The organism is Bifidobacterium aerophilum, assembly GCF_010667685.1.
Taxonomy (GTDB): domain Bacteria; phylum Actinomycetota; class Actinomycetes; order Actinomycetales; family Bifidobacteriaceae; genus Bifidobacterium; species Bifidobacterium aerophilum.
Genome location: NZ_WHZW01000002.1, coordinates 163552 through 181547 on the forward strand (window position 1 = coordinate 163552; position 17996 = coordinate 181547).

General features: G+C 65.8%; 10 protein-coding genes. 8 read left to right on the forward strand and 2 right to left on the reverse strand.

The window, feature by feature from the left end:
• The first annotated feature begins 8 nt into the window (after positions 1-8).
• The 6 genes from GFD25_RS01530 (at position 9) to GFD25_RS01555 (ending at position 9487) form a co-directional block, all read left to right on the forward strand.
• The gene (locus tag GFD25_RS01530; protein ID WP_163229253.1) at positions 9-611 is read left to right on the forward strand and encodes a type 1 periplasmic-binding domain-containing protein; all 603 of its coding nucleotides are present in this window, start codon (positions 9-11) and stop codon (positions 609-611) included.
• 87 nt (positions 612-698) lie between these two features.
• Positions 699-3416 (forward strand): HAD-IC family P-type ATPase, encoded by a 2718-nt coding sequence (locus GFD25_RS01535; RefSeq protein WP_163229255.1) that lies wholly within the window; start codon positions 699-701, stop codon positions 3414-3416.
• A 55-nt stretch (positions 3417-3471) separates the two neighbouring features.
• Entirely contained in the window at positions 3472-6171 is a 2700-nt protein-coding gene (gene acnA / locus GFD25_RS01540) for an aconitate hydratase AcnA (protein ID WP_163229257.1), read from the forward strand.
• Between the two features lie 290 nt (positions 6172-6461).
• Positions 6462-7187, forward strand: coding sequence for an HAD family hydrolase (locus GFD25_RS01545; protein WP_163229321.1), 726 nt, complete (start codon positions 6462-6464; stop codon positions 7185-7187).
• Between the two features lie 59 nt (positions 7188-7246).
• Positions 7247-8059, forward strand: a complete 813-nt coding sequence (locus GFD25_RS01550) for a histidine phosphatase family protein (RefSeq protein WP_163229259.1) — start codon at positions 7247-7249, stop codon at positions 8057-8059.
• Positions 8060-8197: 138 nt separating this feature from the next.
• Complete coding sequence (locus GFD25_RS01555) at positions 8198-9487, forward strand: uracil-xanthine permease family protein (RefSeq protein WP_163229261.1); 1290 nt, start codon at positions 8198-8200, stop codon at positions 9485-9487.
• 124 nt (positions 9488-9611) lie between these two features.
• Here the strand turns inward: GFD25_RS01555 and GFD25_RS01560 are convergent, their stop codons facing one another.
• Complete coding sequence (locus GFD25_RS01560) at positions 9612-10538, reverse strand: AraC family transcriptional regulator (RefSeq protein ID WP_163229263.1); 927 nt, start codon at positions 10536-10538, stop codon at positions 9612-9614.
• A 211-nt stretch (positions 10539-10749) separates the two neighbouring features.
• Here GFD25_RS01560 and GFD25_RS01565 point away from each other — a divergent pair, with 211 nt between their 5' ends.
• Both GFD25_RS01565 and GFD25_RS01570 read left to right on the forward strand, forming a co-directional pair.
• A complete protein-coding gene (locus GFD25_RS01565) occupies positions 10750-10929 on the forward strand; it encodes a hypothetical protein (protein ID WP_163229265.1) in 180 nt (59 codons plus the stop codon).
• Between the two features lie 149 nt (positions 10930-11078).
• Positions 11079-11789, forward strand: a complete 711-nt coding sequence (locus GFD25_RS01570; protein ID WP_163229267.1) for an SDR family oxidoreductase — start codon at positions 11079-11081, stop codon at positions 11787-11789.
• 197 nt (positions 11790-11986) lie between these two features.
• Here GFD25_RS01570 and GFD25_RS01575 read toward each other — a convergent pair whose 3' ends face one another.
• Positions 11987-17866 (reverse strand): beta-sandwich domain-containing protein, encoded by a 5880-nt coding sequence (locus GFD25_RS01575; protein ID WP_163229270.1) that lies wholly within the window; start codon positions 17864-17866, stop codon positions 11987-11989.
• Positions 17867-17996 lie beyond the last annotated feature (130 nt).

Genomic DNA, 17996 nt, shown 5'->3' on the forward strand with positions numbered 1-17996 from the left:
CCGACCACATGAGCCGCAGCCTGTTTTGCCGCGCCACGTCCGTACTGGCCTGCACGGCCGCATGCCTGACCTTGGCTGCATGCGAGCCGGCGGGCCGCGCCGTCGGCGACACGCAGGACAGCGATCCCGAAGTCGCGCACATCGGCACGATCAAGCAGGACATGCTCATCGGACTGATCGGCTCCGCGAACGGCGTCGACGTCGAACGGCTCGCCCTGGACGCTTTCGACGTGTCCGGCGTCGACGCCGCATACTCGTCCGTCGAAGGCGCCGACGATCCGGACGCGGCCGCACGACGGGGCGTGTCCGACATGATCGACCGTCGCGCCACCGTCATCGTGATCGACATGATCGACGTGAACGACGCCAACGCGGACCAGTGGGACGCGGTACTACGCCAGGCGCGCGGCACCGGCATCCCCGTCGCCCTGCTCGACCCCGTCAACCCGCCGGACGACGACACGCTGTTCGCCGCCACGCTCACGATCAATGACCGGGCCACGGACGCGCAGCCCATCACGCAGGTGCTCGCCGACATCATGGACGACAAGCCCCATGACCGCGAGATCATGGTCTCGACCGTCAACGCCGCCGAACTGAACCGGCCGTAATACATCGTGCCGTTCGCCCGGCGGACGGCATCGGCATCCGTCCGTGGAATGAGTGCGCGGACGCGCATGCGCGGTAGGCTGGTGCCCATGAGCGCGAGTCCTTCCATGCCGCAGACATCCGAAACCGGCCTCACCGACGCCGAGGTCGCCGCACGCGTCGCCGACGGGCGCGCCAACACGGTGAAGACCTCCACGTCGCGGTCCGTGGCCGACATCGTACGAGCCAACGTGTTCACCCTGTTCAACGGCATCATCCTCGCCGCGATGGCGATGGTGCTCGCCACCGGCTCATGGAAGGACGCGGTCTTCGGCTTCGTCATCATCATCAACACCGGCATCGGCATCGTCACCGAGCTTAAGGCCAAACGCACCCTCGACAAGCTGTCCATCCTCGTCGCCGCGGACTACATCGTCCGCCGTGGCGGGCGGGACGTCACCGTCGCCCACGACGGGATCGTGCTCGACGACCTGCTGTGGCTGCGATCCGGCGACCAGGTGCCGGCCGACGCCACGGTCGTGGACACGTACGGGCTCGAACTCGACGAGTCGATGCTCACCGGCGAATCGCGCACCGTGCGCAAGAAACCGGGCGACACCGCATACTCCGGGTCGACCGTCGTCTCCGGCATGGCACTGACACGCGTCGTCGCGGTCGGCGAACACGGCTACGCTGCCACGCTCACCGCGCAGGCGAAGGTGTACAAGAAAACCGTGTCCGACCTCAACAAGGGCATCAACACGATCCTCAAGTTCATGACGTTCCTCGTCGTGCCGCTGTGCGTGCTGCTCATCGTCTCGCAGATCGACGCGGTCGGCGGCTGGAACGCGGCCGTATCGACCGGCGCATGGCGGCAGGCGGTCGTCTCCGCCGTGGCCGGCGTGGTCGGCATGATCCCCGAAGGACTCGTGCTGCTCACCTCGCTGAACTTCGCGATCGCCGCCATGCGCCTCGCCCGGCACGACACGCTCGTGCAGGAACTCGAATCGGTGGAGACGCTGGCCCGCGTGGACTGCCTGAACCTCGACAAGACCGGCACCGTCACCGACGGCGGCATCGCATACGGACGATTGGAGATGCTGGACGGCAACGGCGACGAACACGCCGTGAAACAGGCATTGTACGACCTCGCGAACGAGGAGCAGCCGAACGGCACCGGACAGGCGGTGCTCGCCGGGCTGCGCGCGGAAGGATTCGCCGCCGGCACGGTCGCGGCACGCGTGCCGTTCTCGAGCGCGCGCAAATGGAGCTCGATCACCGACGATGCCGGCGCGACATGGATCATGGGCGCGCCGGAAGTATTGCTGAGCGCGCTCGACGGAGATTACGCGAGCGTGCTCGCACGGGTGAACGCGCTCGCCAAGGACGGCAACCGCGTGCTTATGATCGCGTGCGCGACCGCGAAGGATGAGATAGTCTCGGCCCCCTCGGCTGGGCTGAGCCGTGAAGAAAACGCCGGAGGCGTTTTTAGGCGAGGAGCGAACGACAGTGAGCCATATGACGTCGGGCAAAGCCCGTCCGTAATTGCGGGACGGGCTGTCAGCGAAGCTGACTGGGGGAGCGTCGGAAGGGATGACGTTGCTTCAGAGGTGGCCGGGTGTACGCTCCCTCAGTCACGGCCTACGGCCGTGCCAGCTCCCTCGGCCGAGGGAGCCGAGGAGATGATGGTGGTGAACGCGCAGGCCAGGCCGGTGGCGCTGGTGCTGTGCGCGGAACGGATCCGCGCCGACGCCGAAGCCACGCTCGCATGGTTCTGCGAGCAGGGCGTGCGCTGCCGCATCATCTCCGGCGACAACCCCGTCACCGTCGGCGCGATCGCCGCCAAGGTCAGGCTCACCGGCGACCGCACGCCCGTCGCGATGGACGCGCGGCAACTGCCGGACGACCTCGACGAACTCGCCCGCACGCTCGACGGCGTCGACGTGCTCGGCCGCGTCCTGCCCGACCAGAAAAAAGCCATCGTCCAGGCCCTGCACCTGGGCGGGCACGTCGTCGCGATGACCGGCGACGGCGTCAACGACGCGCTCGCCATCAAGGAGGCCGACCTCGGCATCGCGATGGGCAACGCGGCGCCCGCCACCAAGGCCGTCGCCCAAGTGGTGCTCGTGGATTCGAAGTTCAGCCACCTGCCCGACGTGGTCGCGCGCGGCCGGCAGGTCATGGCCAACATGGAACGCGTCGCCAGCCTGTTCCTCGTCAAAACCGTGTATTCCGCGCTCATCTCGCTCGGCGTGGTGCTCACCGGTATCCCGTTCCCGTACCTGCCCCGGCACATCACGTACATCGGCGCATTGACGATCGGCGCGCCCGCGTTCATCCTCGCGCTCGCGCCCAACACGCGCCGCTACCTGCCCGGTTTCCTGAGGAGGGTCGTACGCTTCGCGCTGCCCGGCGGCACGGCGATCGCGTTGGCGGTGCTGTGCTCGTCGTGGATCCTGCCTCCGGTCATGGGCTGGAACGTGGCCGATGCGGCCGATCTGGCCGAACTGCGCGCCACGAACGCGATCATCGTGTTCGTGCTCGGCGTGCTGGTGCTCGCCCGCGTGGCCCGGCCGCTGAACTCGTGGCGCGGCGTCCTCGTCGCCGTGTTCGCCGCGGCCGGCGTGATCGGCATGCTGATCCCGTTCGTCGCGGACTTCTTCGCGCTCGAAGCGCCTTCCGGGCGCGAGGTCGTCGCCACCGGCGCCGCGCTGCTGATCGCCGCCGTGCTGTTCGCGTTGTGCCATCTGACCGCGGCGGCGGGGGAGCGGATTATCTCACATAGCAAGTCGACACGCCAGAGCCGCGGTAACATGCCGGTATTGTGAGGGGCAGATAATCGGCGTCGTTACCGATTACAGTCCTAAGAAGCCGGAGGAAAGCATGTCCGTACGCGACGACCAGCTGTCCACGCTCAGCGTGAACGGCAAGGACTATGACTATTATTCGATCGCCGACCTGCCCGGCATCGACCATCTGCCGTACTCGCTCAAGGTGCTGGTCGAGAACCTCGTGCGCAACATCGACGGCGCCAACATCACCGACGCGCACGTCAGGGCGCTGCTCGACTGGGATCCGAACGCCGAACCGAGCCACGAGATCCAGTTCACGCCGAGCCGCGTCGTCATGCAGGACTTCACCGGCGTGCCGTGCATCGTCGACCTCGCCACCATGCGCGACGCCGTCAAGCAGCTCGGCGGCGACCCCGAGGTCATCAACCCGCAGGTCCAGTCCGACATGGTCATCGACCACTCCGTGCAGATCGACAAGTACGGCGTCGCCGACGCCGTCGAGCAGAACATGGACATCGAATACCAGCGCAACGGCGAACGCTACCAGTTCCTGCGCTGGGGCCAGCAGGCGTTCCGCAACTTCCGCGTCGTGCCGCCGGGAACCGGCATCATCCACCAGGTCAACATCGAATACCTCGCCAAGGTCATCATGACGAAGGCGGGGGAGCGCGGCCGCCAGCTCGCCTACCTCGACTCGTGCGTCGGCACCGACTCGCACACCACCACCGAAAACGGCCTCGGCGTGCTCGGCTGGGGCGTCGGCGGCATCGAAGCCGAGGCCGCCATGCTCGGCCAGCCGATCTCCATGCTCGTGCCTCGCGTCGTCGGCTTCAAGCTCACCGGCACCATCCCCGAAGGCGTCACCGCCACCGACGTGGTCCTCACCATCACCGACATGTTGCGCAAGCACGGCGTCGTCGGCAAGTTCGTCGAATTCTACGGCGACGGCATCGCCTCCGTGCCGCTCGCCAACCGCGCCACCATCGGCAACATGAGCCCCGAATTCGGCTCCACCTGCGGCATCTTCCCGATCGACCAGGTCACGCTCGACTACCTGAAGCTCACCGGCCGCTCCGACGAGCAGGTCGCGCTCGTCGAAGCCTACGCGAAGGCCAATCATCTCTGGGGCGACGCCTCCGACCCGGACTACGTCGAACCGCAGTACTCCGAATACGAGGAACTCGACCTGTCCACCGTCGTGCCGTCCATCGCCGGCCCGAAGCGCCCGCAGGACCGCATCAAACTGTCCGAATCCAAGACCACGTTCGAGGACACGCTGCCCGCGTACGAAACCGAAAAGACCGTGAAGGAACCGGTCGCCGTCTCCACCGACTTCCGCGGCGACTTCACGCTCACCAACGGCGACGTGGCGATCGCTTCCATCACGTCCTGCACGAACACGTCCAACCCGTCCGTCATGATCGCCGCCGGCCTCATCGCCCGCAACGCGGTCGCGAAGGGCCTCAGCCCCAAGCCGTGGGTCAAGACCTCGCTCGCCCCCGGCTCCCAGGTCGTCGCCGACTATCTCAAGACCGCCGGCCTCCAGGACGATCTCGACCGTCTCGGCTACCAGCTCGTCGGCTTCGGCTGCGCCACCTGCATCGGCAACTCCGGCCCGCTGCTGCCGGAAATCAGCGAGGCGATCAACGCGAACGACATGACCGTCACCGCCGTGCTGAGCGGCAACCGCAACTTCGAAGGCCGCATCAGCCCCGACGTCAAGATGAACTACCTCGCCTCGCCGCCGCTCGTCATCGCCTACGCGCTCGCCGGCACGATGGACTTCGACTTCGCGACCCAGCCGCTCAGCCAGGACCCGGACGGCAACGACGTGTACCTCAAGGACATCTGGCCGACCAACGAGGAGGTCGCCGCCGTGGTCGACGGCACCGTCAGCCGCGAGATGTTCCTCAAGGACTACGCCTCCGTGTTCGAGGGCGACCATCGCTGGAAGGGCCTCGACGTGCCCGAAGGCGAACTGTTCCAATGGGATCCGAAGTCCACGTACGTGCGCCGTCAGACGTTCTTCGACGGCATGAAGGCCACGCCCGACCCGGTTTCGGACATCCACGGCGCCCGCGTGCTCGCCCTGCTCGGCGACTCCGTGACCACCGACCACATCTCCCCGGCGGGCGCGTTCAAGGCGTCCAGCCCGGCCGGCAAGTACCTGACCGAACGCGGCGTCGAGCCGAAGAACTTCAACTCCTACGGTTCGCGCCGAGGCAACCACGAGATCATGGTGCGCGGCACGTTCGGCAACATCCGCCTGCGCAACCTCCTGCTCGCCTCCACCGGCAACGAGGTTACGCCCGGCGGCTTCACCTACGACTTCACGACCGGAGAAGCCTCCACGATCTTCGACGCGTCGCTCAACTACAAGGCCGCCGGCACGCCGCTGGTCGTCCTGGCCGGCAAGGAGTACGGCACCGGCTCGTCGCGCGACTGGGCCGCCAAGGGCACGCTCATGCTCGGCGTGAAGGCCGTCATCACCGAAAGCTTCGAACGCATCCACCGCAGCAATCTCATCGGCATGGGCGTGCTGCCGCTGCAGTTCCCTGCCGGCGAAGGCTACGCGTCGCTCGGACTCGACGGCACCGAAACGTACGACATCGACGGCATTGAGGAGCTCAACGCCGGCCGCACGCCGAAGACCGTGCACGTCACCGCCACGCATGCCGATGGCTCGAAGACCGAATTCGACGCCGTCGTGCGCATCGACACGCCCGGCGAAGCGGACTACTACCGCAACGGCGGCATCCTGCAGTACGTGCTGCGCAACCTCATGCAGTGATTCCGCGGCCTGACGCCGACTCATGCGTCCGCCCGGCGGCCCGCATCCCGCGGGAAGCCGGGCGGTCTCGTATCCGCAAGGTGTTCCGGGGTTCCGGCGTGCCGGTATTCCGGTCGCGCATCCGTCGCGCCATCCGCCGTATTCCGTGCCCCGAGCGTCGCCCCGCGACTTTGCGCGCCGTGAACGCAACGTGAACGCTTGGCGATCGGACGGAGACATCATCGCCGTGCGGTCCGCATGCCGGTACCATGTCCGCTATGATGGCGTGGATGAACGAGACAGGGAGCGGCATGAGGGTCTTCGATTTCGACGGCACGATCTACGACGGCGAAAGCCTGTTCGACCTGTACCTGTTCAGCGCGCGGTACGATCCGAAGGTGTTCCGCCATATCGCGCCCGTGCTGCGCTACGCGATCAAATACAAGCTCGGCCGGGCCACGCTCGAACAGATGGAACGCGGCGTGGGCGACATCGCCCGCAAATACCTGCACGATCTCGCCCGGTCAAGGCGCGTGAACAAGTTGTGCGAAGACGCGGCGGACGCCCCGCACGGTCCCGGCGACGCGGCCGGCGGCGATCTGGACGTCATCCTCGACGGCGTCGCGCACGACGTCGAAACCGGACGCATCGTCGCCGACCAGGCCGCGAACCGGCGATCCGACGGCCTTGAGGCGCTGGTGAGCCGTTTCTGGGACCGCAACATGCGCAAGATCAAGACGTGGTACGAGCCGCGGCCCGACGACGTGATCCTCACCGCGTCGTTCGACGTGACCGTGGGGGAGGCCTGCCGTCGGCTCGGCCTGCACAATCTCGTCGCGTCGACCATCGACCCGGGCACGCTGGAGGTCACGTACATCAACTTCAACACGAACAAGGTGGACCGTCTGCGCAAGCTGTTCGGCGACGACGTGACGGTCGACGAATTCTACACCGACAGCCGTTTCGACCAGCCGATGATCGACCTCGCGCGCCACGCGTACATGGTCAGGGGCGACAAGGTCACGCAGGTCAAATAGGCGGGCCGGACAGGATGCGGGCCGCGCGGCCCGCATCCGCAACGAAAGGAAACAGGACCATGGGAATGCCGCTCGATCTGTATGTGATCCGGCACGGCGAGTCGGAGGCGAACGTGATCATCAGCGCCGGCGACCGCGGCGACAACTCGCTGTACACGCAGGACAACGTCACCGTGCCCGACCGCTCGTGGCGTCTGACCGCCACCGGCCGCAAGCAGGCCGACTGCATCGGCCGCTGGCTCGTCGACCAGCAGCAGCTGTTCGACCGCTATCTCGTCTCCCCGTACGTGCGCACGCGCGAAACCGCCGCCACGATGGCGCTGCCGAAGGCGAAATGGGAGGAGAACCGCGTGCTGCGCGAACGCTCGTGGGGCGAGATCAACACGGTCACCAAGGACGAGTTCCGCGACAACTACCCGCGCAACTGGATGTTCAAGAACACGGACCCGCTGTACTGGCGGCCGCCGGCAGGCGAGTCGATCGCCGACGTGGCCGAGAACCGCGTGCACAACCTGCTCACCTCGCTCGACCGCAAGTCCGACGCGCAATCGGTCGTGATGGTCAGCCACGGCGACCTCATGCTCGCGCTCATGCTCGTGCTTGAGGACCTGTCGGACGAGGAATTCATGCACCGCGCCGCCTCGGACGAATGGAAGATCACGAACTGCACCTGCCTGCACTATTCGCGGCGCGACCCGTCCACCGGGCGCACGTACAAGCGGTTCCGCTGGGAGCAGACCGCACGGCCCGTGCTCAACGAGGAGAACGGCAAATGGGAGGTCCAGGTGACCGACTGGCGGTCGTTCAAGAAGCCGACGCTGTCGAACGGCGACCTCGTCGACGTGGTGCACGCCGTCGACCCGCACCTGTGACATGTGACATGACGGTGCCCGGCGCGTCCGGCATCCCGCCCGAAACGTGAACGACCGGTGAACAGGCTACAATGGCTCACGATGCGCGGGCGCGCGATATGAGGCGCCCGCTCCGGAGAGAACCGAAGGAGTTCATCTATGAAGAACCTGTTCACCTGGTCGCTGCACGGCGACGGCAAGACGCTCGCCCCCGGCGAGGTCGTCGAACCCGACGAGCGCCTGACCTGGCCTCGCACCGTGGGCATCGGCGCGCAGCACGTCGTCGCCATGTTCGGCGCGACCTTCCTCGTGCCGATCCTCACCCACTTCGACCCGTCGACCACACTGTTCTTCACCGCGCTGTCGACCGCCCTGTTCCTGCTCATCAACAAGAACGTGCTGCCGAGCTACCTCGGCTCGTCGTTCGGCTTCATCGCGCCGATCACCGCCGTCACCACCGCGAACAAGGGTCCCGCGGTCGCCAGCTTCGGCATCATGGTCACCGGCCTGCTGCTCGCGCTCGTCGGCGTGGCCGTCCACTATGCCGGCTCCAAATGGATCGACATCATCATGCCGCCGGTCGTCAACGGCGCGATCGTCGCGATCATCGGCTTCAACCTCGCGCCGAGCGTGTGGAACAACTTCAAGGCCGCGCCCGACACCGCGCTCGTCACCCTGGTCGCCGTGCTGCTCATCGCCGTGCTGTTCAAGGGCCTGACCGGCCGACTCAACATCCTGCTCGGCGTGATCGTCGGCTACCTGTACGCCTGCGCCCGCGGCCAGGTCGACTTCTCCGCCATCGGCAAGGCCGCTTGGATCGGCCTGCCGCACTTCCACACCCCGCAGGTCGACTTCTCCATCCTGCCGATGTTCCTGCCGGTCGTGCTCGTGCTCGTCGCCGAAAACGTCGGCCATGTCAAGTCCGTCGCCCAGATGACCGGCCGCGACTACGACGACCAGATGGGCACCGCCCTGTTCGCCGACGGCCTCGGCACCGCGATCGCCGGCTTCGGCGGCGGCTCCGGCACCACCACGTACGGCGAGAACATCGGCGTGATGGCCGCCACGAAGGTCTACTCGACCGCCGCCTACTGGTGCGCGGCCGGCTTCGCGCTGCTGCTGAGCCTGTGCCCGAAGTTCGGCGCGATCATCAACACCATCCCCGCCGGCGTGCTCGGCGGCGTGACCACCCTGCTTTACGGCATGATCGGCATGATGGGCATCCGCATCTGGGTCGAGAACAAGGTCAACTTCGACAAGCCGCTCAACATCATGGTCGCCGCGATCGTCATGATCATCGCCATCGGCCAGTTCGAGTTCGCGTTCAACGGCATCCAGTTCAACGGCATCGCCATCGGCACGATCGTGATCCTCGTCGCCTACCACGGCCTCAAGGCCATCGGCAAGGCCACCGGCACCATCGACAAGGACGATCCGGACATCCTGTAACCGGCACATCCTAGGCGCCACGGATATCAGGGCTCCCTCCACGCGAGGGAGCCCTGATCGCATATTGAGGCGGCCGAAGGCAACGGAGCCGATGGTCCGGCGGCCGGGAGCACTACCGGGAACGCTACGGCCGGGATCGGAATGCGCCGGGCGTGACGCCGACCCGCTTGCGGAAGACATTCACGAAATAGCTCGCCGTGGAGAACCCGCACGCCCGCGCGATCTCCGTAATCGATCCGTTCGTCTCCCTGAGCAGCCGCCGGGCCTCTTCGACGCGGCGTTCGGTCAGATATTCGTTCGGCGTGCGGCCCACGTATTTACGGAACAGGATGCAGCACTGACTGCGGCTGACGCCTCCGGCCGCCGCGATATCGTCTAATCCGAGCGGATCGCGAAACCGATGCTGGATGAGACCGGTCATGCCCAACACGCTCATGCGGTTGCGTTGTTCGATGGACTCGTCCTCGTTCGGCCCATCGCCGCCGCTCGGCCGGAACCGGTCAAGCACCATGTCGCACAGCTCCATCGCCGCGGCCACCGCCGGCAGCGGCGACAGGGCGGCGTTGTTCTCCGCACCGCGCACCCCGCCTCCCGGAGCCAGCCTCACCACACGCTCGATGCCCATCAGCACGTCCCGTTGCCAGCCAACATCCGGCGTCAGCAGCAGGCAATCGTCCATATGCTGCGCGAACGCCCGCTCGCAACGGGCCGTCACCGTCGGCGTCAGATGTTCGAACAGCGACGGGCTGATCACCGCGCACGAGAACCGCACATCCTGCCGCGTAGGGGAGAAGCCGTAGTGCAGCCGGCTTGAATTGACCACCACGCCCTCGCCGGGATGAAGCACCGTGACCCGGCCGTTGACGAAATGATGCAGGTCGCCGCTGATCACATGGATGAACTCAAGATCGCGGTGCCAGTGACACGGGCATCGGCAATCAGGAAAGATCGACAGCGGATCGCATCGCGCGTAGATCGGCAGTTCGGCGATGTTGTATTCGATTCGTTCCGACAGGTCGGAAAGCACGGTGATCCTTTTCGTTGGACGCATGGCACCCTTTCCTCATCGCAATCTACTATTTTGATATTACCGTGTCGGGAAATGCAATCGTGACATCCGTGTCGGGACCTTTAAAAACCTATCATAAAAGCATCTTCCAGCTGCAGAGGAAGAACGCAACACCACAACCATCGAAGCGATGATATGGACGGTTCCGCCATATCGGGCATCTTCGATGCATATATCGCAAGGAGTGATCGAAATGCGTAGCCATGCACTGAAGAACAACGTCGCACTGTCTGCCCTGACCGTCGAAGCCAACCGTCTGTTCGACCGGTTCTTCGCCGCCTGCCGCACATGGGTGGCCCGCCAGCTCGCCCACCCGGACGAGGAGAACTGGTGGGCGATGTGGTATCCGAAGAACGCCACGCAGATCGCCTGAACCGCCCGCGGGCGGGACGCGAGGCCAACCGCCTCCCGCGCCTCGCCCCCGCGCCGCCGGGCGAAACGCGGGTCTGACCGGTTCGATATGCTGACCGTGAACTTCGCCGCACGAGGCGGCGCCCACACGGGAACGCAAGGAGGCACACCATGGCAGCATCGGACGGACGCAAAATCGCGATCGTCACCGGCAGCGCGCTGGGACTCGGCTACGAACTGACCCGCCAGCTCATCGAGCGCGGCTGGATCGTCGCCGGCATCGACTTCAACGCCGAACGCCAGGCCGCGCTCGCCGACGAGTTTCCGGCCGACGTGTACCGCGGCTACGTCGGCGACGTGTCCGACGAGGCGTTCGTGCGTGAATCCGTGGCCGACATCGCCGCGCTCGGCCACATCGACCTGCTGATCAACAATGCCGGACAGCCTTCGTTCAAGACGCCGACCGGCTACGTGGCCGCCGACGTCGACAAATGCCTCAAGGGATTGAAGGGCATGATCCTGTGGTCCGTCGAGACATTGAAGGCCGACGGCGAACACGACCTCAAGATCGCGAACGTGATGAGCACCGCCGCCACGCGCGGCAACGCCAACGAATCCGTGTACTGCGCGACCAAATGGGGCGAGAAAGGCTACACGCAGAGTCTCAAGGCCGCGTACAAGGGCACGAGCGTGAAGATCGTCGGCGTGTACCCGGGCGGCATCGACACCGCGTTCTACCGCGACAGCCACGACTACGTGTCCGAGGAGAAGCAGCACACGTTCATGAACCCCGCCGAACTGGCCGGGGTGATTCTGTTCAACCTCGTCAACGAGGCGAACCTGACCGTGTCGGACATCCTCATCGAACGCAACTACGTGTGAGCCGCACGGCTGTGCGTGCGATGCGCGCGCCGCGGACGACACGGCGCGCATACACGAATGACGCGCATACGAAAAGGTCCGGAAGGGAATCCTGAACCGTGGTTCAGTCATTCTCTTCCGGACCTTTCCTTATATCCTTATGCGGGTCGCGGGACTGCCGCTCCCGCCGCAGAAGCGCCGGGAGCGACGGTCATCGCTTACTCCTCGCGGCGGCGACGGATGGCGATCAGCGCACCCGCTCCGGCCAGGAGCACGAAGCCCGCGGTGGCGGCGAAGCTGACGGCCGCGCCGGTGTCCGACACGCTGCCGGGCTTGTTCGGCTTCGTGGTCGGCTTGGTCGTGGCGCCGCCGTTCGGACCGGGCTTCTGAGTGTCGGTGCCGGGCGTCTTGTCGGCGGTCTTCAGGGCCGCGATGGCGTCCTGAAGGTCCTTGAGCGCCTGGTCGACGGCGGTCTGGTCGGCCTTCTCGTCGGAGAGGACCGCCTTGGCCGCGTCGAGCGCCTTGGTGAGGGTGCCCCAGGTGGCCTCGGTGTAGTCGGCCTGCTTGAGCGCCTCCGCCTTCTTGATCGCCTGGTCGAGGGCGGTCTTGTCGACGACGCCGGGCTCCGGATCCGGATCGGGATCCGGCTGCTCGCCCTTCTTCTCCAGCGCGTCGATCGCCTTGGTCAGGTTCTCGGCGGCCTGGTCGATGGCGGTCTGGTCGGCCTTTTCGTCGGCGCGGACGGCCTTGGCGGCCTTGAGCGCGTCCTGCATGGCGTTCCAGCTGTCGGCGGTGTAGGAGTCGGCGGTCAGCGCCTCGGCCTGGGCGATCACGGCGTCAAGCGTCGTGTAGTCCGGTCCCGGCGTTTCGACGGCTTCCAGCCCGTTGATCGCGGTCGTCAGGTTGGCCGTGGCCAGGGCCACGTCGTAGGCGGTCGCGTTCTCGTCGGCGGACACCTTCTGGGCGGCCTCGAGCGCGGTCTTCAGGGCCGCGAGGCTTTCCTCGGTGTAGTTGCCCTCGGCGTAGCCTTCGGCCTTGGCGATGAGGTCGTTGAGCTCGGTCTTGTCGGGCTTGACCGTCTCCTCCTCGACCTCGCGGTCCGTGGTCAGGCGAAGCTCGGCCGCGGAGGCGAACTTGTTCTCCTGGCTGGCGGACTGTCCCGCGGAGGACAGGACGGTCAGACGGACCTTGACCACGTTCTCGACCGCGTCGAAGCTGGCCTTCTGCCACATGGTGGTGGTGGAGAACTCGCCGTCGGTGACGATGTCCTTGACGGTGCCGTCAGCCAGCGTGAGCGTGATCTTGTAACCCTTGATCTTGCCGTTGGCGTTGGCGCCGCCGGAACGCGGCAGGTAGCGCAGGCCGTTGACGGTCGTCGGCTCGGTCAGGTCGAACTGGTACCAAGCGGTGCCGTCGCCGACCGCGTTCGCGCTCCAGCTGGTGTGCCAGTGAGTGGAGTCGGCGCCGTCCTGGGCCAGGTCGGCCGGGCCTTCGCTCGGCAGGCCCGCGGTCGGCTCTTCGCTGCCGGCCTCGACGGTGTAGGCGTCGGTCGCCACGTCGTACTTGTCGCTGCTCTCGTTGCCGGGAGCGGTCTTCATGTACTCGGCCAGAGCGGTGAGGATGTTGTACGCCTTGGTGTAGTCCTCGGCGGTCGCGCCGTCCTTGTTGATGAGCACGCGGGCCTTGACCAGGGTGTCCTGGTACTGCTGCCAGGCGGCGTCGGAGAACTCGGCGCGCTTGCCGTCGTACTCCTTGGTCACCTCGTCGAGCTTGGCGTTCGCCTCGGCCTTGGTGCGGGACTGGGACTCGACGTGCTCGATCCTGAGGTTGTCGAGCACGAAGTCCTTGTAGCCGCCGAAGTCGGCCGCCGCTCCGCTCGTGCCCTGCAGGTCGGCCGCGTTCGTGGTCGAGTAGATGCCGAACCAGGAGTCGCCGTTGACGCCACCGGTGAGCGTGAACTCGTAGTGGCCGTCCTCGCCCAGCGCCTTCTTGAGGTTCTGGAACTCGGTGGACGACGGGGAGACCTCGCCCTGCCCGACGGCGACGGCGTAGATGTCGTCGGAGCCGGACTGGTAGTCGAACGACACCTTGTACTGCTCGCCCGCCTCGAACTTCACGTTCTGCGGGATCGTCTGATAGGCGAGCGCGCCGCGGCCGGACAGGCCGTTGACCTTGAGCGACCACTTGCCGTCGATCACGTCGTCCATCTTCTTGACGTCCCAGCCGGCCTGCGTGTACGGGTCATGCAGTTCGGACAGGTGGGTGCGGTTGTCCTCGACGCCCTCGATGCCGCCGATCACGAACGGCCAGATGCCCTGGGCGTTGTTCTCGAAGTCGTTGGTGAGGGTCTTGAGGGTGCCGTCCTTCTCGGAGGTGATGCCGTCGTAGGCGTTCTCCAGGATGCGCACGTCGTCGAAGTACACGTGGGCTGCGTCGCCGCCGGTGTGGGCCAGCGTCACCTTCACCTCGCCGCTTTCGGGCGCGGTGAACCACACGTACATGTTCTGGAAGTAGCTGCTGCCGTTTTCCGTGTTCGTGTTGGTGTTGTGCGCGTACGCCTTGACGTAGTTCTTCGCGATGGACTTGCCGGTGGAGTTGGTCGCCAGCGTCTTGCCGTCGTTGGTGACGGTCACGGACGCGGCGCCGGTGGAGCGGTTGTCGACGCCCACGTACAGCGCGTAGCGCTTGCCGGCCTCGAGGTCGGTGATCTTCTGGGAGACCTCGACCTTGCCGCTCATGCGCAGCATGGCGTTGTTGTCGCCCTCGACCTCGGCGGTGCCGGAGCCGGCCACGGTCCAGTTGGACTTGAGCGTGTCGTCTCCGCCGTTGAAGCCGGCGTCGACCACGTGCATGTCGGTGCTCCAGTTGACCGCGATCTGCTTGGCTTCGCCCTTGTACACGACGTACGGGGTCTCGGCTTCGGCGTCGAGCGTGATCCGGCCGTTCGCCACGGCGACGGTCTTCTCGTTGGTCTTGCCCTGGTCGGTCAGCTGGTACACCTTGACGCTGGAGAGGTTCTCCCAGCCGGAAGGCAGTTCCCAGGTGGTCTGGCCGCCGGTGGTGTTCCAGTGGTAGAGCTTCTGCTCGGAGTCCTTGACGATCTCGCCGGTGGACGAATCCCACATCCACGGCAGCAGGTACGACTCGGTGCCGCCGGTGCCGTTGTCGCCGCGGGAGACCGCGCCGGAGGCGACCGTCACGCCGTTGAACGTGATGGTGCGGTCGCGGTAGGCCGCGCTGGAGGTGTCGTTCGAGCCGCGCGAGAGGACCACGACGTTGCCGTTGTCGTCCTTGAGCGTGATCTGCTCGTTGCCGCCGTTGACGTTCGCGTCCTGGGTGGAGGTCGCGTCAAGCGGGCTGTTGACCCACTGCGTCACCTTGAAGTGCTGGATGAACTTCGTGGACACGTCGTGCGTGTACAGGTTCTCGATGTAGGCGGCGTAGTCGTTGCGGCCCTGCCAGCCCTCGAAATCCTTCATGTTGTAGCCGCCGAGCAGCGGGGCGTTGGCCGCGCCGCCGTAGCTCGGGTAGTCGCCGACCCAGCTGTCCTTCTGGTGGTTGCGCAGGAAGCGCATCACCTGCGAGTTCTCGCCCTTCATGCCGGAGCCGCCGTAGGTGAGGTCCGCGGCCCAGTGCTGGAAGGTGGAGTCGTACTCGTTGCCCGCGCCCCATTCGGTGGTCATGCGCCAGCCGTTGTCGGTGATCATCTGGCTCATCTTGCGGGTCTCCCACGAGTCCTCGGCGCCGGAGGTGTTGTTGCCCCACACGTCGAGGTAGATGAAGTCCATGTTGTCGCCGACTTCGGCCTTGAGCTCGTTGAAGCGGCTCAGGCGGGAGCCGGAGGCCAGATCGTAGATGCCGTCGATGCCGACGCCCTGATCGAGCCAGTTCCAGCCGTAGCTCAGGCCGCCTTCGGAATTGCGGCGCACCATGTCCTCGTTGAACGCCTTGGCCTCCGGGTACATCTCGGACGCGTTGACGTGCACGCCGAAGCGGGCGCCGTACTTGGAGCCCTCCTCCATCATGGTGTTCATGTCCTCGGCGCCGCCGATGCGCGAGCCGATGTCGCCGTAGTCCGGGTGGCCGGAGTCGTGGCCTTCGCTGCCGTAGCCCTTGAGCAGCACCGACTGGCCGAGGCCGTCCGTGTTCAGCGCGACCTTCTTGACGTTGTCGAGCGTGGTCAGGAACGGGTTCTGTGCCTGGGATCCGAAGTTCATGGCGATGCGCCATGCCACCAGTTCGGGCACTTCCTCGGACTTGTACGGGTTGTTCATGATGTCGCGGTAGGCGATCGCGCCGTCCTGCCAGTTGACCGTGCCGTCCTCGTTCGCGTCGCCGGCGATGGCCACGGACATCTTCGGCATGTCGGTCTCGTCGACCGTGTAGGAGCGGCCCTTGGAATCGGTGACGATGCGGTGGTAGTACCATGCGGCGCTCGACAGGCCGAACGAGACGTCGCCCTCGACCGACTGGGTGTCGGTGATGACGCGTGTGTTCTTCGCGCCGCCGGCGATGTTGCCGCTCGCGGTGGTGCCGTCATGCTCGGAGTTGGACCACAGGCCGGCGCTCAGGCCGGCGCCCGAGATGAAGCCGTACGTGTAGTCCGCGCCCTTCGCGCTGGTCTCGTCGGTGACGTCGAAGTTCGTGTCGCCGTTCTTGTTCGTGTCGGACGACATGCGCGCGCCGGTGAACTGGGCGCCGTCCTGGCTGGAACGCACGGAGACGAGGCTGTGGTTCGGGAACGAGATGGTCTGGACCGGGTAGGTCGCCTCGTCCTCGAGGTTCTCGATCTTCGTCACGTTCAGGGAGAGCGTGTTCTTCTCGACGGTGATCTCGACGGTGACCTTGGCGTTGACGTGCTTGGCCTCGTTCTTCACGGTGAGCACGTACTTCGCCTCGGTGTCGCTGACCTTGGTGAACGTCACGTCGTCATCGGTCAGTTCGACGCTGGTGCCGTTCACGTTCACGGTGCGCACGTCCTTCGGCTGGCCGTACATGACCTTGCCGCCGAGCTTGGTCATCGTGTACTTGAGGACCGCCGGGAAGTTCTCCTTGACCTCGACGCTCATCTGGCCGGTCTTGAGGGTCTGCGTGGCGACCTGCACCGCCTTGTTGAGCGTGATGTCGCCGGCCGTCGCGTCGGCGCCGTTGACGGTCACGTCCTTGGTGGCATCGTCGTATCCGGCCGCGGAGACGGCGATCGTGTACGTGCCGTTCTTGAGGTCGGAGAAGGAGAACGTGCCGTCGGCGCCGGTCTTGACCTTGGTCGAGCCGGTGCGCACGGTGGCGTTCTCGATGGCCTTGCCAGCCGAGTCGACGACCTTGCCGGAGATGGCGTAGGTGGCCGTGTCGGCGGCCGGGAAGTCCTTGACGTACACGTCGGTGACCTGGTTCAGGCTCTTCCACGAGCCGGCCTTCATGGCGAGCTTGCCGGTAAGGTTCGTCATCGCCGAATAGTCGACGTCGAACGCCTTCTCGCCGTCCACGGTGAGCGTGGCGACCTTGGCGTCGGTCCACGAGACGACGATGTCGTGCTCCTCGTTGGCGCTCGGCGCCGGGAGACGGGTGCCGCCGTACCAGCCGCCTTCGCCGCCGCCGGTGTAGGTCTGCCAGAACCAGCCCTGCGCATCGTAGCCGATGAACAGGCCGCTGCCCGGGTCCTTGTAGCCCAGGAAGAAGCCGAAGCGGTTCGCCGAGCCTTCCTGCGGGGACTTGACCGTGGCGTGGAAGGAGCCGGCCTTGGAGAAGTCGTAGTCCTCGCCCCAGATGGCCACCGCGGGCCACTGGTTGGAGGCGGACGGGTCCTTGGCCGCATTGCCATTGGACGCGGAGGACTTGAAATGGGTCCATCCGTCGGCCTCCTCGAGGACCTCGCCGCCCTGGGCGATGGACTTGTCGAGGCTCCATCCGGCTTCGGCGACGGTCTCGGCATCATCGGCGGTGACCGTCGTGGCGTCCCCGTCGTCGAGCATCTGCAGAATCTGGTTCTGCATGTTCTGCGACAGCAGGGGCTCCGCGTACGCCGTGCCGCTCACTCCCATCGGGGATACGACGAGAGCGGCGGCAAGCGCCATCGAAAGCGCATGTCGTTTCTTCATATGTGATTTTTTCCTTGATCTCATCATTGAGGGATGCGGGCTGCGCTGATGAATTGCCGCGCCGCAACTTCAATCAAAAACGATAACAGTCTTAACAAAAAAAATCAATTCAGCTCGTGTTCGTTGAAAT

Coding starts and splice junctions, on each gene's coding strand:
- GFD25_RS01565 (WP_163229265.1), top strand. CDS start 10,750: ATGCGTAGCCATGCACTGAAGAACAACGTCGCACTGTCTGCCCTGACC.
- GFD25_RS01545 (WP_163229321.1), top strand. CDS start 6,462: ATGAGGGTCTTCGATTTCGACGGCACGATCTACGACGGCGAAAGCCTG.
- GFD25_RS01535 (WP_163229255.1), top strand. CDS start 699: ATGAGCGCGAGTCCTTCCATGCCGCAGACATCCGAAACCGGCCTCACC.
- acnA (WP_163229257.1), top strand. CDS start 3,472: ATGTCCGTACGCGACGACCAGCTGTCCACGCTCAGCGTGAACGGCAAG.
- GFD25_RS01550 (WP_163229259.1), top strand. CDS start 7,247: ATGGGAATGCCGCTCGATCTGTATGTGATCCGGCACGGCGAGTCGGAG.
- GFD25_RS01560 (WP_163229263.1), bottom strand. CDS start 10,538: ATGCGTCCAACGAAAAGGATCACCGTGCTTTCCGACCTGTCGGAACGA.
- GFD25_RS01530 (WP_163229253.1), top strand. CDS start 9: ATGAGCCGCAGCCTGTTTTGCCGCGCCACGTCCGTACTGGCCTGCACG.
- GFD25_RS01570 (WP_163229267.1), top strand. CDS start 11,079: ATGGCAGCATCGGACGGACGCAAAATCGCGATCGTCACCGGCAGCGCG.
- GFD25_RS01555 (WP_163229261.1), top strand. CDS start 8,198: ATGAAGAACCTGTTCACCTGGTCGCTGCACGGCGACGGCAAGACGCTC.
- GFD25_RS01575 (WP_163229270.1), bottom strand. CDS start 17,866: ATGAAGAAACGACATGCGCTTTCGATGGCGCTTGCCGCCGCTCTCGTC.